The sequence below is a fragment of the Bacillus sp. ISL-18 genome (assembly GCF_018613415.1).
GTDB lineage: Bacteria > Bacillota > Bacilli > Bacillales > Cytobacillaceae > Neobacillus.
The window spans coordinates 78,898-96,114 of sequence record NZ_JAGGQG010000005.1 but is presented as its reverse complement, the minus strand read 5'-3'; the positions used below and the strand labels follow the sequence as shown (position 1 = coordinate 96,114).

Here is a 17,217-nt window from a genome sequence, read left to right as displayed (position 1 = left end):
AATTAGTTGACAGTCTTTTTTCTTACGATTAGTCAAAATCAATTTTCAAAAGTAATTAAAGTTTTTAAAAATTGGTATGCGCCAATATACCATGGGTTAAAGAAGCGGTTATCATATACTATACGGGCCCCAAAAATAATTGGACCAAAGAAAATGGACTAGATAAACAAAAAGTAGGGGGAAAACAGAGTGAGTGAAGTTATTGTGAATGTTAATCAGAATTTCGTAGCACAAGGAGAAAGTAAGTCTTACTTTGATGGTGGGTTGCTGCGGACCAACAGGCAGATTTTTTTTAATGGAATATATTGAACAAGTGTAAGCATGAAAAACGGAAGGGAGAGTTAATTCATTCTACAACAAACTATTAGTATAATTAGTATTATACGAATTATATTAATTTGTGCATTTTTCCTCATTTTGAATGATTCTTTAATTTCGGCATGACCGTTCAACTATGGTATATCAAATGATTTTTATCCTTTCATGCAAAACATTTTTTTAAAATTTTATAATATATACTTTTTAACTGCGACTAAATCAATATTATATAAATTGCTTCGAAAAAAAGAAGACATCTGAAAACATCTTCTTTTCCCAAAAGCATATCAAATTGTTACCCTCTTTTTGGAAGTTATTTTCTCCCACCCTTTCCAAAGTCGATCATTCAGTCCAATTAACAGTACTTTTAATGTTTTCATTTAATTTCTTATACTACTACTACACCTCACTGTTAGAAACAGGAGAAAAGTAATATTTAATTGTTAAAGTCATTCTTTAGTACCTTTTACTCAAATATTCTATTTTCCTCTAATTTCTGAAGCAAAGATGGTGAAGGATTACATCATTTGCTCCAATCGTTGCTTAGAACTTCTGCTTGTTTCATTACCAATTCAATGGCTTCAGGGGCCTTGTCTGGTGGATACTTATACTTTTGAAGAGTGCGACGTACCAAAATTTTCAATTTTGCACGTATACTTTCCCGAACCTTCCAATCAACAGTAGTAGACCGGCGAAGTTTATCTGTGATTTCCACAGCGATTTTCTTCAATGTCTCGTCACCGAGCAAACGAACTGCACTTTCATTATTTGCTAGTGCATCATAAAAAGCCACCTCTTCAGGGTTTAATCCTATCTTAGCTCCTCTAGTTATTTCCGATTGGAAGTCTTTTGCCATTTGGATTAGTTCTTCAATAACTTTTCCCGTTTCTATGGCCCGGTTGTTATACTTGCGTAATGTCTCATGCAAACGTTCAGAGAATTTTTTCTCCTGTACAATGTTACTACGTGTTTTTGCTTTTATATCGTCTTTAAGAAGTTTTTCTAACAATTCCACAGCTAGGTGACGATAAGGCATCTGACGAACTTCTTGCAGAAACTCATCGGAAAGAAGGCCAATATTCGGTTTTTCAAGGCCGCAAAGAGTAATTACATCAAATACGCCTTCGGCCACAATAGAATTATCAAGAATTTGTTGCAAAGCAGAGTCTTTCTCTTCATTTTTTCGTTTCTTATCAACTGTGGTAAACTTGCTTATTCCAGCTCTGATTGCCGAATAAAAAGCAATTTCTTTTCGAAACACTTTAGCCTCATCAAGGGTACTACACAAAGAATAGGTTTTAGTACCTGCTAACACCAAATCAAAAAAGCGTTGCTTGCCATCTTTTAGACCTAGCACATAGTTAGCAGCAGGTACTAAAAGTTTATGAGCCTCTGTTTCAAACCTACTCAGATCAATACCATCGGCTTGTGGTGTCTTGGAAAACATGCAACGGATAGCATCCATTTTCTCCACCAATATAGCATAGGCTTCTTCTGCTCGCATCGTAGGCTCGCCTTTTCCCTTAGAGTCTGTGTAAGTTTTTAACGCCTGCTTCAATTCATTAGTGATTCCAATGTAATCGACTACCAAGCCACCCGGTTTATTCTTAAAAACCCGGTTAACTCTTGCAATAGCTTGCATCAGGTTATGTCCCTTCATTGGTTTATCCACATAAATTGTATGGCAACATGGAGCATCAAAACCTGTTAGCCACATATCACGAACTATTACAAGTTTAAAAGGGTCATTTGCATCCTTAAATCGTCTTTCTAGGCGTTTCTTGGTCCGTTTATTGTATATATGAGGCTGTAACAAAGCTTTATCTGAAGCCGCCCCTGTCATAATGATCTTAATGACACCCTTTTCTGGATTTGGATCATGCCACTCTGGTCGAAGGGCAACGATTTCATTATATAAATGAGCACAAATATTACGGCTCATGCCAACAATAATAGCTTTACCTTTTAGGAATGTTGTTCGTTCTTCGAAGTGAGCGACTATATCTGCAGCAACCTGTTTTAACCTTGGAGTAGCACCTACTAACTTCTCAAGGCTACTCCACTTGCCTTTAGTTTTTTCACGAGTAGCCATGTCCTCTTCATCTTCGACAACCTCATCCACTTGTTCAGATAAAGCTGAGATCTCTGAATGGTTAAGATCTAGTTTAGCGAGACGAGATTCATAATAAATAGGTACAGTTGCCCCATCATTCACTGCATCTTGAATATCATAGATGGACACATATTCTCCAAAAACAGAGCGGGTATCTTTATCTTCCTTTGAAATCGGCGTACCGGTAAAACCAATGAATGAGGCATTTTTCAATGCATCACGCATGTGTTTGGCATAACCAAACTTGTACTCTCCTTCTTTGGTTAGAACAGCTTTTAAACCATACTGACTACGGTGAGCTTCATCTGAAATTACCACAATATTATGGCGATCATTTAATAGAGGATGTTCCGTTTCACCTTCAAGCAAAGCAAACTTTTGAACAGTGGTAAAAATAATGCTGCCCGATTCACGCTCAGATAATAACTGACGCAACTCGTCACGATCCTTAGCTTGAATAGGCATTTGTTTCAGGAGCTCCTGTGCATTGCAAAAAGTGCCGTAAAGCTGACCATCAAGGTCATTTCGATCTGTCACAACAACAAGAGTTGGATTATTCATCTCGGCTTGCTGTAGAAGTTTCCCAGCATAACAGCACATTGAAATGCTTTTCCCCGAACCCTGAGTATGCCATACAACACCGGCCTTTTTGGATCCAGGAACAACCTTTCTTCTGTAGGTTTCCCTTGGTTCTGTTTCATATTTTACAGGTTTCTGAGCGGCAATAACCGTTGCTAGAACAGCTTCACGTACGGCATGGAACTGATGATAGCCCGCAATTTTCTTTATAATCTTTTCACTGTCTACTTCAAACAACACAAAGAATCGGATGTAATCAAGAAAGAGTTCACGGTCGAAGAAACCACGCACTAAGGTTTCCAATTGCCATTCAAGTACAGGCTTGTCTTCCTCGTTTTTGATTGTACGCCATGGCTGGAATCGTTCTTGAGTTGCTGTTAATGATCCAACACGGGCCGTGTAGCCATCGCTCACCACCAATGCTTCATTAAAAATAAAGAGTTCAGGAATTTCTTCTTTATAGGTTTGTAGTTGATTAAATGCATCCCAAATATCAGAATTTTCGTCACTTGGGCTTTTCAACTCGAGAACAGCAAACGGTATACCGTTTATAAAACAAACTACATCAGGACGACGTAATTTTTTTGTTCCAGTGATGGACAACTGATTAACCACAACAAATCTATTTTGATCGATCCTTTCAAAATCAACTAAAAAAGCATGATCGTAGACTATTTCGTTATCATGTTTGAACTCAACAGGTATTCCTTCCAATAATAATCGGTGGAAATTACGGTTATTGGTAATTAAATCTAGACTTTCTGGATTCTTAAGTTTTAATAACACTTGTTCATAGCAATCTGCTGGCAAGTGAGGGTTAATGCGAAAAAATGAATCTTCTATATCCGGCTCAAGCAGAATCTGGTGATAATCTTTGCGCAAAGGGTTAGTACCATCATGCGCAATATCCGGCCCATATAATATATCCCAACCATTGTCTCTGAACCATTCAAGGCAGAGATTCTCTAGTCTTTCTTCGTTCATTTTTTACCTCCTAAGCCTTGCTTTTCCAGAAGCACAATCAATAGCAAACTTAAGTAAACTTTCAAGTTGAGAGTGATCCTGATTATCCTGCTCATCAATTTTTACTTGGTACCAAATTGGACGAATTTTTGCTTTTGACAATAGATTTTCTTTTTCCTTTTTCTCCAATTGTTGACTAGGTTCTGGCAAAAAAGCGAAGTGTTCGGGAATATCAAAAGTATTAGAATCAACAATATCCATAAAAAGTTCTAACGTACGATCATGCTGTAGACTACATCCTAAAAACAACAGCGAGTGGCTGATAAAAATCTGTCTTAATACTTTAGCCAAAGGTTTTTTGTAGTCTAAGCACTCAGCACCATAAGCATTATCATATTGAGATTCAGAAAATATATAAGTTTCAGGAGAGTCAAAATGGCCATGCAGCTTTAATATGCATCGTTCACCTTGTATTAATCGTGAAGCAAATTGGTTTTGTGTTTGCGTGCCATGCATATAACCTTGAATTGCCTTGTTTTGCTCTTGAAAAACCTTTTCAATTAAACTATCAAAATTAGTAGTAACAATACACCCATCTGCTAATTGTGGAAGCAACGTTATTGGCCCGGTTATTTTTTTAGATTCAGCCCCATCAAATGTATTTAAAATGAAACTCTCCATTTGATAGGGCTCATTATCATAAATAAGTTGCGCTGCTTCAAGATAATTCCAGCTGTCTACGCACTGTTTTACTTCGTCTAAATAAGTTAATTCTGGAAGCATTGCTTTCTTTTCAGACGTCGATAAAACATCAAGTTTCTTAACGAGCTTTTTGATAGCCTCTCCCCATAATGGATAGTTACAGGGACGAGAGAGACCCGCACCAATGAAGGGGGCTATGCGCTTGCGTTTAAGCGATTCTACTAATCTAGCAAACACATTCATTTGTTCCGACTTTTCTAAATAAAGCATTGTGTCAGAGTGTTGAGTAAAATATTCTTGACCTTCAAAACGGTCCAATTCTTCGATATAAGCTGTTGGATCATTCCAAAATAGAACATCACTTATATCAACATAATAACTGTTGCGTTCATCCAAATTTGGACCAAGTCCTTGAATTGAGAGAGGTTCATCCCCGTTCAATGCGACATGAAACGATTTATTCTTTTCGTCGAGTTCATTTTTTACTGACTCTCTAAACTTTTGTATTGTTGAAATTAACCCTTCCCATTGGTTACTCATTTCATCACTCCTCCCTTATGATCTTGGACGTATGTTAAGTTCTATTTCGCCTGAGAAGAGTTTGGGAAGGAGAGTATCTTTTATTGCTTCCAGGCTCAGAATTTCAAATTGAAAGTTTTCTATCTGTTGGTCAATCCTACTTAATTTTGAAATATATTTATCGATTATTGGCTGATAAGGACTAACAACTTGTAAAGATTTTAAATCATTTTGGTTTATAGACCCAAAAACGGTACCTTCACCGTTAAACCTATCTAACTGATGTTGCAAGTCTTTTAGTTGATAAAAAGAGAACGTAGTGCTTCCACTTTCGTGCCGCAATGCCGATAACCCACGTCCAATACAACAATTCTCCAATGCAATATTAAGATCCCCTACAGGTGCTCTGACGCTCATCAAAACATCACCCTTTTCTGCCATTTTCTTAGGATCAGTTGTATATAATCGTGGTGTGGGGAAACGCCATCCAAATTCAGCACGGCCTTGATAAAAGACAACTCCATTTTTATTTTCATTATACGTGTCACCTTTTGGCGATTGCCCCATCACAACTTTGTAAGAAGATCCTATAGTACTTACCTCCCACCCAATAGGAATATCTCCCAGCTCGGATTCCTGCATCGCTGAAGGAAATAGCGCTGTCGTCTTAGCCAGTTCTGCAAAGATTTCAGGTTGTTGTTGTTGCAGTTCGGTTAGTGCCAATTCATCCTTACCCGAGATTACCCTCATGGCTGCACGTTCGGCTTCGTCGTAAGAGCCACCTGCTTCCAACGCGGCTATTTTAGCTTTAACTGGTTCAAAATCAACAAACCAGCTTTTAAAGATCAATTGTGCAATGGATTCTAGGGTTTGATTGATTTGGGTGTTTACTTTGATTTTATCATCCAAACTTCTTAGCCTTTTAGAGATTTCCTTTTGAATATATAAAGGTGGAACTTTAATTTCTGCCTTTCGGAAGTCTTTTAACACAACTCTTGGAATAGCAGCACCAGAAATAAAGTTTTTCTTCAAATACTCTATGACTTGCTTCGAGCAAAAGTAGTATTTTAGATAATCAGAATCTAATTTATCTTTATTAGGTCTTAATATTGCCACTGAAGATAGCAATACAGCATTAAGCGGTTCATCGACGGTACAAACAGTATCTAATGCACTGTTACCATCTTTGGCGATAAGAACATCACCTACCTCGGGCCGACAACCTTGCTTAACTAACTTTTCGAAGTCTTCTTCCGAAATTAACCTTGCCCCATTTAAATTAACACCAAATCGAGTAAGGTCTTTAACCGAGGCCATAGGTTTTCCGCGACCTACTGACTTTGGACTATTATGAGCACCATCGGTTATTTTTTCACAAACATCGCCCAGCGTTTGAACTGGCCAATCAACACTCATAACCAAACGCCTCCATACTCTTTTTAATTTCTTCTACCAGGCGATCACTTTCCTCAAACTGGTTTTTCAGCTGTTTCGTGAGTTTTGCCATTTTTTCAGCGAAACACTCGTCATCGTCTTCTTGTTTGGCTGCTCCGACATATCGTCCTGGCGTGAGGACGTAGCCACGTTTTCGAATGTCTTTTATCTCTGCTGAGAAGCAGAAACCAAGTTGGTTTTCATAGCCCTCTCCACGCTGCCATGAGTGGAAGGCAGTTGTGACTTTATCAATATCCCTCTCTTTATCAAAATCACGTAATACTCGGTCTTTCATATAGCCGAGGTTACGAGCGTCAACGAATAAGGTTTTACCGGTACGGTTAACTTTTCCATTGCCACCTTTCTTGTTTTTGGTCAGAAACCAGATGCAGGCTGGGATTTGAGTATTTGTAAATAGTTGTCCTGGTAATGCAACCATACATTCGATTAGGTCCGCTTCAATCAATGCTTTGCGTATATCTCCTTCGTTATTCGTATTGGAGCTCATTGATCCATTAGCCAGCAAGAGTGCCATTGATCCATTATCGTTAAGATGGTGTATCATGTGTTGTATCCAGGCAAAATTAGCGTTGTTTTGTGGTGGTGTACCGTATTTCCAACGCACATCATCGTTAAGTTTTTCATGCCACCAATCTTTAACGTTAAACGGTGGGTTAGCCATTACAAAATCGGCTCGCAGATCCGGGTGTTGGTCATCAAGAAACGAGTCAGCGTTCTTATTTCCAAAGTTAAAGTCAATGCCACGGATCGCCATATTCATTGCTGCTAATTTCCAAGTAGTAGGGTTGCTCTCTTGACCGTAGACAGAAATATGTCTTTTTTGCTCTATCGCGCTATAGTGCTTCTCTTTGGCATGTTCCTCAATGAACTTTTCACTAGACACGAAGAAACCACCCGACCCCATAGCAGGGTCGTATACTCGTCCTTTATAAGGTTCTAGCATTTCAACTATTAAAGTAACTATACTTTTTGGAGTATAGTACTGACCTCCTTGCTTACCTTCGGCAAGTGCAAACTGCCCAAGGAAGTATTCGTAAACATGGCCAAGAATATCCCTACTGTGTAGTTCCAGTGGTTGTCCATTGAATTCTGGGTTACTAAAATTGGTATCTGAGAAGCTATTGATTAGACCAATTAACTTATCATTGTCCAATTGATACTGACTAATACGATTAAGAATGCCTTTTAGTTTGTTATTAGTTTTTTCAATCTCATCCAAGGCGTTATCGATTAGCCATGAGATTGAACGCAATTTTACGTCTTGGCCCTGTTCGTTTTTCCAGATTGCTGAACCAATGGGTAAGGTGGCTGTACTTTTTAATGCGCTCCAACGAGCTGTTGTTGGCACCCAGAATATGTTTTTCTCTTGATAGTATTCAATAAGTTCTAATTCTTGTTCGATTGCATGTTGATACTCTTCGTCCGATTCATAATCATCTCTTGGCATAAAATAAATATTGTCATCATCCTCTTGTTGGAACAGCTTTCTTAGCTCATTTTGGCGTTCTTCAAATGCATCTGATACATATTTTAGAAAAATGAGTCCCAGGACAATATGCTTATAATTGGCGGCATCCAAATTATTGCGCAATTTGTCTGCTGCTTTCCATAGTTTGTCATCAAGCTCTTTTAAAAATTGTTGTTCGATGTTGTTATTGTTCATACGTTATACTCCTAACGGTACACCTTAAATTGTTTGAATATCCTTCTAATTAGTATAAATTAATTCTAATCGATTGGTCCATTCTACTAGAAGAAAAAAAACTCAAATCAACCAAAAGTCACATTTTATAGTGTGAGCATATGGAAAATCAAGTAAAGTTTATATTTGTAATTATAAAAAAATATTTTTCGGAGAGAGTAAGAAACATATTTTAATATACTTGGTCTTGTTTTTGTTTCTTCCAAGTAAAAAAGCCAGGAGAATATTTCTCCAAGCTTATGACTACCACACCGTTCCGGCGTAACTGGGATATTAATTTTTCTCCATGGGGGGGAATTTATCCATTTAATCTATACGAAAAGTTTCTAATTTTGCCTATGACCTCTGAAGCATTCTCCAAAAAGAATTAAAAACTAAAAAGTTTCTTAAGTATATTAATAACACGATTCTCTTTTGTTCCTTTTTTAATATGCCTTTTTAATGACTCTTGATCATTTTTTACTACTTTCCGAATGGCTCCTTCAGAAATAGGGCCTGACCAAAGCACCTTGTCATTTGTAATAAAATAATGAGATTTACATGGATGACTCCAGTTGCCAATTGACGGGGAGAGAGATACAGTTTCACCATCATATGTTAATCTCCATCTAGCAGGCGAAAGAGATGTAACAATATCAACACCGCATCCACAGGCACATTTGTGTTTAGCTACATCATACTCAATTGAGATATATAGCACATTTTCTTCGATTTCTGATGGTATAAATTCAACAAACTTATGTTGCATTACTAATTACCTCTTCATCGACTATAAAAGTCGAATTATAAATAGTTTCTTCACTTAAATAAAATCCAATCATCTTTTTCCAAGCCAATATCCCTAGAGTTGCATTTAATGCATTTAACTCTGATATTTGAATATTTTGTGCGTAAACATCGTTATCTGCTGCATATCCTATGGCTATTTTATTTATTGATGAACTATTATCTGGAGTAATTAATGTCTTTCTTATGGTTCCTCTTATTGAATTGCCTACAACGGTTAATCCCATCCCTAAATCAACAAATGGAATCCTTGAAGTCATTAGATAATCTATAATAGCATTTTTGGCTTCTGCTTTATCCAATGCTAAAAACACAAAATCGTGTCCTTCTAATAGATCCACATTTGAACCATCAAGAAAGACTTCGTGTGCTATAATACCGTTCCGCAATTTTTCGTATTTGTTCTTAAGGTAAGATACCTTACTAGGTCTTTGACTTAAGTCTTCTTCACTCATTACACCAGGAATTCTGAAGGCGTTATGATTATACATAATGTCACCATCGAACAGTGAAATTAACTTAACTGGAGTTTTACTAACAAAATCTAACACATATGAACCTGTTCCACCTAATCCAACTATAGCAATTTTTTGATTTTTTAATTTATCCGATATATGTGTTAGACCTGCTCTAGCCGAATTTGTATCAGGGTACTTAAATACACTATCTTCGTGATAACTGACATAATCAAATTTTTGTGCAGTTACACTAGGGTCGATTGACTTTGCTGGTGCAGATAACAAATCAACATATCTTTTAATCTTTGCATAAAAATCAGGGTAACTACCACTTTGGGGTTTTGATGAGAAATAAAAAGACCCCACAATATCCTGTGTAAGTGGAAAATTTTGCTGACTATTAACATAAGAGTTATCCTCTTTCCCAAATTTATCACAAGGATGTTCACCAGCAAACCTAACTGTATGGTCATGTTGTAAAACCGCTTTTTCTCCAGATAAAGTAAAAGGACAAAAGATAGTGCCAAACACTATCTTTTTATTTCTATTAACATAGGGAATCCCTTTTACAACAATGTATTGATTGATAATAGAAATATTGTATCCTTCATCTTTTAACTTTTTTAAATCGTCGTTATGATCTATTAGTTGAATCGACATTAATCCTCATTCCCTCTTTCATCTTAATTACATCTCCGAAGGAATACTCTCTGCTGTGTTTCTCACCTTTGTCATTTTTCAAAGTGGATACCATAGTGTAGGATTTTTGTGAATCATCAAAACTTCCATATGCAAGTATAACTAATTCTTGAAAAGAGTAGTCTCTTTTTTCAACTTGTTTTGGCTCAGCATTAACTATTACAGTGATTACTTTTTGCATATACATGCTCCTTTTTATTTATTTAGAAGAAAGAAGCCCCCTTCTTGAACCAACTTATCCCCCTATCCCGGTCATTTCACCTACTAGAAGATATGAAATTTGATATATACGCGAACATAGTATATAATTTAACCGACTAAAGTTTTTTAAACTACATATCTTTTTTGGGTGGAAACGTTATTTTAGCCTCTTTCCACTTTTTCCTTGTTTTTTAAACAAAATAAATAATGTACTGATAACAACACCGATTAGTTTGGTAAAACTCATATAATTCAACAATAGGAAATTACCCTTTTTCTCTTCGAACACCTTTAAACGGACTTTGTCCACTTGTTTTTTGGTCCATAAATCTACCTGTATCAGCATCTCTCTTTATCCAGTTGCCGTTTGGACCTTTAAATTGAGAACGACCTTTCACTGCCCCAGCTCTCCCTTTTCCTGGTTCACCATTTTTAGCCATGTAAATTCACCTCCTTTCAAAGGTTTATACTTTTTTTGTTTAAACCATTACAGATTCTATCTTATTATTAAAAGGTTATCTTCATATATTTTGAGTTCTACAGTGATAATATCTCATATAAGAAATCCTCTTAATATTTAATTTTGCTGGTTTAAATGTTTTTTGTTTAAACCCTAATAACTTTTAGTATAACCAATAGAATAGTTATACTAAAGACTTATAAACGTACTCCATACCCTCTGATGTCTTGCTTTCAGCTCTTAACAACATCCCTTTTTTATATAAATTTCCCAACTTCATACTGATATTGGTAATTTCATCTTGTAAATCGTTACTTAATTCTCTAGCTGTGATTTGTTGATTTATCAAAACACGATGAAGTATTTTGGTTAGATGATTCGGTAGCTTTCCTATAAGAAATGTTCTATCGTCATTAATTACCCAAATCCCTAATTTCTTTTTTTCCAAAGCTGAATGTATGTTTTCTTTATGACTTTCTGATAAATTAATTAGCACGATTTTTTTACCATTTAACCATGTATTATTTTCTTGAAGCGCAACTACTATTTCATCTGAACAAGAAAAATCAATAACAGTAACGTTCTTGAAATCTAATGCAATAATGTCAGTCGGAGAAGCTATGATTTCATTTATTAATGATTCCCTTATTTGAGAACCATCATCTCTAAAGAATAATAACGAGGTTTGGAGGATTTCATTACTTAACAGTCCAATATCTATGGTTGTAAAGTTATCCAAGTCCTCACCACATTTAAACAAAAAATATTTAAACCTTAAAAACAGTATATATCCACATTTTAATTATGTCATTGTCTTTTGAGGTAAAGTTATTTCAATTTGAGTACCTTTAAAGTAAGGTACCCCTTCTTCAAAAGTAAAGGACTTATTAAAGGCATTAATTCTACAATTTCCCGTTTTGACAAAAAATGCCCCATTCAATTTAGAAACCTTTTCTTTAATTCCTTTATATCCATTTCCTCCACGTTCTCCAGTAAGAGAAAATCTCGAGGATTCTTTAATTATTGCCAACTCCAATGCACCTTTATCTTCTAATTTATTTGGATAACCATTTTCTAAATAACTCTGTTTCATACCTATTCCAGTATCCGATATACAAACAGAAATATATTTATAATTGCTGTTTTGAAATCGATAACTTTGTGCACTTATATAACCATTACTACCACTATGCCTTCTAATATTATCTAATAACTCGGAAAGCAATACCACAAAATCTTCAATATCTTTATTTTCATATTTTAAGTCATTAATTAAAATATTTCTTGTTTGATTATTAACTGCTACTAATGTTGCCAATATATCTTGTTTATTTTCAATTTTTGTTACTGCAATTAGGGTTTTATTATCTTTGCTATATTTAACATTATCATTTATCTTTTTTATATGGTCGTCTAAATTAATGATTTCCTGTGCTTGGTCAAAAAAACCTGCTCTTGCCATATAAGATATAGTATGGTTATCAGGAAATATTATTTCATCAATTTGTTCTAAATAATCAAAGATCTGAAGTAGTAAAACAAGACCAAATGGTTTTACAAACCTTATTTTTGATAAGTCAAATATAGAGACTGATTTTTTACTTCCTATCATTTTTAAAATATTATCAATCATGGTAACATCAAGAGTTCCACTTAATCTAATTTCCACATTCCTACCCCTTTTAAATTCTTGAAAAATAATATCTTTTATATCAAGGAATTTAACATTTCCTTCTTTCAATTATACTAAAAATATTTGAATATGATAACACCCTCAATTTATAACTACTTAAACCAGGTTTTGAATCACGGGTTTCTTCTTTATTAAAACTATATATAAATATCCCAATTCATTAAGTAAATTAACTATAGTCAAAATTGTTCCATAAGGTGGCTTGCTTACTCTTGCTATAATCTAAGAAGCCAGTTCAAAAATACGCTTTTGTGTTTCAAGATAACGCTGCAGATTTATAATTGGATTCTCCGACTGCGAAGGTGTTTCTTTCTCTAGACTGGTTAATTCAATCGCATTATCTGCTGCAAGTTTTTTTGTATACTCAAATATTCGATTCAAAAGCACAGCCAACTCCTGTACAATATTGATTTCTTCAAAATTAGGATGCATTTTCAGTTCACCCAAATGTTCCATCACATATGAAATTATCTCCATTGTAAGAGCACCCTTGCGCACAGCGTTTAGGTAGACCTTTAGAGCCTCTCTAAATTTTACAACAACATCAGGCTCTTGTTTTTTCTTTGATTTAATATAACTTTTTACACCTGCCATACCTAACTTACCCACCATAAAAAGGGGTTTCCTATACTTCCAGCCATAGTATAAAGTAGCCTCCAACTTGCTAACAGGTCTAAGAAGTTTTACAATTTGCCCTTTGTTATTACGAACCTCGCCACCAAATATCTTATAATCTCCCGTAATAACCTTCTTCATTATTTCATCAGGTATGAAAAAGGATTCTTGAAAAATTGCCATTCTAACAACTCCTTTTATCTATCCCGCCGGCTTAACTACCGACTTTTAATCCCCCACTCGCAAATGGAGGCAAAAATATCCAATGAGGCTAGTTATTAAAGTCTTTAAACACCCTACTTGCCCCTAAACTCAAATATCCTTTTTTCTTGGTTCTACATAGAACAATATTATTCCTTCTTATGGAACTATCCTGCCCCGTAAATAGCTTTGCTCCTGATGAGAAAGTGTTATTTTGACGAGTTTCTTCTATTTTATTGTTTCAAGCCAAATTTACTCAGATAGGAAGATTATCATCAATATTTCATCCATTCAAAATCACTTCGAAAACTATTACTATATCAACTCATGACACTGTGGAAAGAACGGTTTCTAATGCTTGGATTCCTCAGCAGGGGTAAGCACCCTTAAGATAGAAATTGCTAATTGTGTGATGTGGAGCTATTGAGAGAATTAAACTGGATGTCTGGCTGCACTTAACACATAATTATCTTCCTAACTATTTCTCAATTTTAAAATTTCATATGCTCTTTCCCATCTGTATAGTCTGCTTTTGTCATTAGATATTCTCTTTTTAACTTCAGTGATGATCTCATCTGCAAATAACGGGTGAAGATCATGTGGTACTAAATGAACCCAAGGATATTCATCTAACAAACGTAATCCATTGTGAAACCCCTCTACAATTAAACTTTTACTTATAAGGTGGTGAGATAGTTCTTCATCTTCTAAGAAATCTACCAGGGCTATCTCATTCGTATGTAAAGAGAAGTACCATTTTCCCTTGTGCTCTTTACCATATAAACTAATTGATCCACCCTCTCCACCTAACCGTAGAATAACCTGATCCTCAATGGTATTATTCGTCACACCTACTGTCCCTTTCAATAAAGATATTGGATTTAAACCTTTTAAAATTCTTTTTTCATAATTTTGTACTAATTGTAGGTAATCCGTTTTTTGTTGCTTCATGCTTCTTAAACCAGTATTTATTACTAAAGGGCTTGGATGATAGAGTGGATATATGAACCTATTATTCCAATGATAGAAAGTGGCAATATGACTTTTTAATGTCAATTGATGTTTTTCAATTTGTTTTAGGGCTTCTAAAGCAACTGACCCTAATGTTACAATTACTTTAGGATTTATTAATTCTATGAGAAATGCTAAATATCCGCTGCAATTTTTTATTTCGTTAGTCTTAGGTTTCCGCACCTTTCCATTAATATCTGTTGGGCAACAAAGTACTGCATTTGTTATAAAGATATCCTTTCTTTTTAATCCAACTGCTTCTAATATTTCATCAAAGTTTTTACCTGTTACGTCACCTGTTAATGGAATTCCCGTTTTATCTGCTCCCCTAGGACCTGGTGCTTCTGCAATAAACAATATATCAGCATTAAGATTGCCATTTTGATAGCCTATAATTGCTTCTTTATCTAACATCGATTCACAGATAGTGCAATCTTTTGCAAGCTTTACTAACTTATCAAAATTAATATAATTATCATTCGGTTCTCCCATTACGTTGATCCTTCCAAATTCCTGATCAGGCATAAAAAAGAAAAATTCAAAAGAACGATCTTTTGATAATGGGTCATAGTTAATAATTTCTATACCCTTTACCCGAATTTCAAATTTAATTGAGTTTTTTTGAATAAGTGATATTTTTGTATAACCATTTTCTCTAGCATCATCTTCGAAAAGGATAGTGGTATCCCCTGTTAGGTTTATACAATCGATTTTATCCCTTTTATGAACCTCTATTTCAATATGATTTGGTAGTATTCCTCTAAATAGATCTTTAACCTCTTCGAGACTTTCTAAGTAACTCATTTTATTCACTCCGATTTTCCGTTGAATTCAAAATACTCAGTTATAATATTCTTCCTAGAATACATTAATTCCTATTTGAAGTAATCATTATTTCTAAACATTAATAGGGTCTCACCAACAAAACGGTTTATCTTGACTATAAAAATCCGGAGTATTTTCAAAGAAAGAAAAATTGAGTAAAGAACTACTTAGAATACCGTGCCCCTGAAGGGGCAAAAGTCTTTATAAATCTAAAAATCTATGTATCTAAAAGTTGTAAGTTTTGTACACTACCAAAATATCGTTTTTTTTCAATTATTTCTTGCTTGCTACTCATCTAAAAGATAGTCTAAATTATATGTACAGGAAGTTAATTAACTTTTAGACAGAAGTTATCAAATATGGGTGAATTTGTTGGATACGCGAGGGTTAGCACCTTGGATCAGGATTAATCCTTACAAGTTGAACAACTAGAAAATTATGGATGCGCTAAAATTTTTACGAAAAGAAAGTGGAAAAAATACTGGAAGACCAGAGCTCCAGAAAGCACTGGAGTTTTTAAGAGCAGGCGATAAGTTAGTCGTTTATAAGATTGACCGCTTGGCGAGATCCACTAGAGATTCACATAACATTGTCCATGAATTACAAGAGGAAAATATCGGTGTTGTTTTCATCAAGGAACAAATCGACTTTTCAACACCGGCTGGAAAGCTCATGTTTACCATGTTGGGAGCTATTGCTGAATTCGAGCGTGATCTCATCACTGAACGGACAAAAGAAGGGAGAGAACGGGCGAAGGCACAAGGAAAACACATAGGAAGGCACGGGCAAGATACTAGGTCAATTAAACGGGCGTTGAAGATGTTTGCAGAACGGGAGAAAAACGGATTAAGTGGTAAATGACATTTCTAAACAAACAGGGGTGCCACGGTCAACCATATATGCTAAAGCAAAGGGAAATACAGAAGAATAGCTATGAAGATGTGTGCCTACTACGCCAAGTGGTTCCCCCAAAAGGAAATGCAGCATCTTCCAGACGGGGAATATGGGAATTGGATTGCTCGAAATGCCACTCCGAAATGTTAGAAGCGCATTGGAAGTTACCTTGGAATCGAAAAAAGATTTAGGAGGGTAGATAATGAAAGTAAAATACAAAGACGGTAGTATATACGGACCAGGCCTAACAGATTTCCCTTATCAGGAAGGTGACTATATAACGGACTATATAACGATTGTTGTCAGGTATTGAACGGTTAAGGAAGATGAAGCAGATATTTATTATCATGGCCATATAACAAAATTAGAAGACGAAAGGGTAGGTTTTTGGGCTGTTTTAGATGATGACCCCAATCAAGAAGAATTTTTCCATTTTGGTGATATTGAGGCTGTTCTTGACGGGGATAGAATCCCCTTCCTTGGAGGTTCCACAAAGACAAAAAAATGAGTGTAGATTTATGACAATTGATGATCATTTAATAGACAGCTTAAGGCGTTATTATAATACAGCTTACGATGAACTGAAAAAAGTATGGAAAAGCGAAGCAAATGGGCGGATTTCTGATTGTCCGTCTTTTAAATCGGCATATACCTATAGGGAAGCAATGGACATTTTAATAAAAGGGCCTAATTATATCGACAATGATAAGACAGAACGATTAAAAAAAGAGTTTGACGAAGAATTGGAACTTGAAAACTTCTGGAAGCAAAACAAATAAAACGGGCTGCGTGCAGTCCGTTTTATTTTGAAAAATCCTTTTAAACATCATTCTCTAAACAATATCTCCTGGCTTGCTGAAGCATTTCGATGCGAAGAGTTGTCATACTGTCGACCATCATACTCACAATTCTACAAACCTCAAACGAAGAGTTTTGTCATCATCTCTCCACTTATCTGCTACTTTGCGGTCTATGACAGCAACCCTGTGACTAGGCCTATTTAAAATAAAAAACGCTGGAATT

Annotated in this window: 13 protein-coding genes and 1 pseudogene; 2 read left to right on the top strand and 12 right to left on the bottom strand. The window is 35.4% G+C overall.

Going from position 1 to position 17,217, the window contains the following annotated elements; translation table 11 throughout:
- Positions 1–841: 841 nt before the first annotated feature.
- From J7E81_RS08965 to J7E81_RS08910, 12 genes are all read right to left on the bottom strand, one after another.
- The gene (locus tag J7E81_RS08965; RefSeq protein ID WP_215041813.1) at positions 842–3,994 is read right to left on the bottom strand and encodes a type I restriction endonuclease subunit R; all 3,153 of its coding nucleotides are present in this window, start codon (positions 3,992–3,994) and stop codon (positions 842–844) included.
- A gap of 3 nt (positions 3,995–3,997) precedes the next feature.
- The gene (locus tag J7E81_RS08960) at positions 3,998–5,215 is read right to left on the bottom strand and encodes an SIR2 family NAD-dependent protein deacylase (protein ID WP_215041812.1); all 1,218 of its coding nucleotides are present in this window, start codon (positions 5,213–5,215) and stop codon (positions 3,998–4,000) included.
- 15 nt (positions 5,216–5,230) lie between these two features.
- The gene (locus tag J7E81_RS08955; RefSeq protein WP_215041811.1) at positions 5,231–6,610 is read right to left on the bottom strand and encodes a restriction endonuclease subunit S; all 1,380 of its coding nucleotides are present in this window, start codon (positions 6,608–6,610) and stop codon (positions 5,231–5,233) included.
- Positions 6,600–8,312, bottom strand: a complete 1,713-nt coding sequence (locus J7E81_RS08950) for a type I restriction-modification system subunit M (protein WP_215041810.1) — start codon at positions 8,310–8,312, stop codon at positions 6,600–6,602. Before J7E81_RS08950 ends, J7E81_RS08955 begins: the two co-directional genes overlap by 11 nt.
- A gap of 406 nt (positions 8,313–8,718) precedes the next feature.
- The gene (locus tag J7E81_RS08945) at positions 8,719–9,099 is read right to left on the bottom strand and encodes a ubiquitination-like system serine protease family protein (RefSeq protein WP_215041809.1); all 381 of its coding nucleotides are present in this window, start codon (positions 9,097–9,099) and stop codon (positions 8,719–8,721) included.
- Positions 9,089–10,255 carry a ThiF family adenylyltransferase gene (locus J7E81_RS08940; RefSeq protein ID WP_215041808.1) on the bottom strand — a complete coding sequence of 389 codons (1,167 nt, stop codon included), beginning with the start codon at positions 10,253–10,255 and terminating at the stop codon, positions 9,089–9,091. The genes J7E81_RS08945 and J7E81_RS08940 overlap by 11 nt, the downstream gene beginning before the upstream one ends.
- Positions 10,230–10,475: a hypothetical protein gene (locus tag J7E81_RS08935; protein ID WP_215041807.1), complete on the bottom strand. Its 246-nt coding sequence runs from the start codon at positions 10,473–10,475 to the stop codon at positions 10,230–10,232. The genes J7E81_RS08940 and J7E81_RS08935 overlap by 26 nt, the downstream gene beginning before the upstream one ends.
- Before the next feature lie 286 nt (positions 10,476–10,761).
- A complete protein-coding gene (locus J7E81_RS08930; protein ID WP_215041806.1) occupies positions 10,762–10,935 on the bottom strand; it encodes a hypothetical protein in 174 nt (57 codons plus the stop codon).
- Positions 10,936–11,139: 204 nt separating this feature from the next.
- Positions 11,140–11,694, bottom strand: coding sequence for a hypothetical protein (locus J7E81_RS08925; RefSeq protein ID WP_215041805.1), 555 nt, complete (start codon positions 11,692–11,694; stop codon positions 11,140–11,142).
- A gap of 63 nt (positions 11,695–11,757) precedes the next feature.
- Positions 11,758–12,624: an ATP-binding protein gene (locus J7E81_RS08920; protein ID WP_215041804.1), complete on the bottom strand. Its 867-nt coding sequence runs from the start codon at positions 12,622–12,624 to the stop codon at positions 11,758–11,760.
- Between the two features lie 246 nt (positions 12,625–12,870).
- A complete protein-coding gene (locus J7E81_RS08915; RefSeq protein ID WP_215041803.1) occupies positions 12,871–13,446 on the bottom strand; it encodes a hypothetical protein in 576 nt (191 codons plus the stop codon).
- A 492-nt stretch (positions 13,447–13,938) separates the two neighbouring features.
- Positions 13,939–15,279 carry a uracil-DNA glycosylase gene (locus J7E81_RS08910; protein WP_215041802.1) on the bottom strand — a complete coding sequence of 447 codons (1,341 nt, stop codon included), beginning with the start codon at positions 15,277–15,279 and terminating at the stop codon, positions 13,939–13,941.
- Between the two features lie 380 nt (positions 15,280–15,659).
- Between J7E81_RS08910 and J7E81_RS08905 the strand changes: the two are divergent.
- Both J7E81_RS08905 and J7E81_RS08900 read left to right on the top strand, forming a co-directional pair.
- Positions 15,660–16,231 (top strand): annotated as a pseudogene (locus tag J7E81_RS08905) (recombinase family protein).
- Positions 16,232–16,712: 481 nt separating this feature from the next.
- Entirely contained in the window at positions 16,713–16,973 is a 261-nt protein-coding gene (locus J7E81_RS08900; RefSeq protein ID WP_215041801.1) for a hypothetical protein, read from the top strand.
- Positions 16,974–17,217 lie beyond the last annotated feature (244 nt).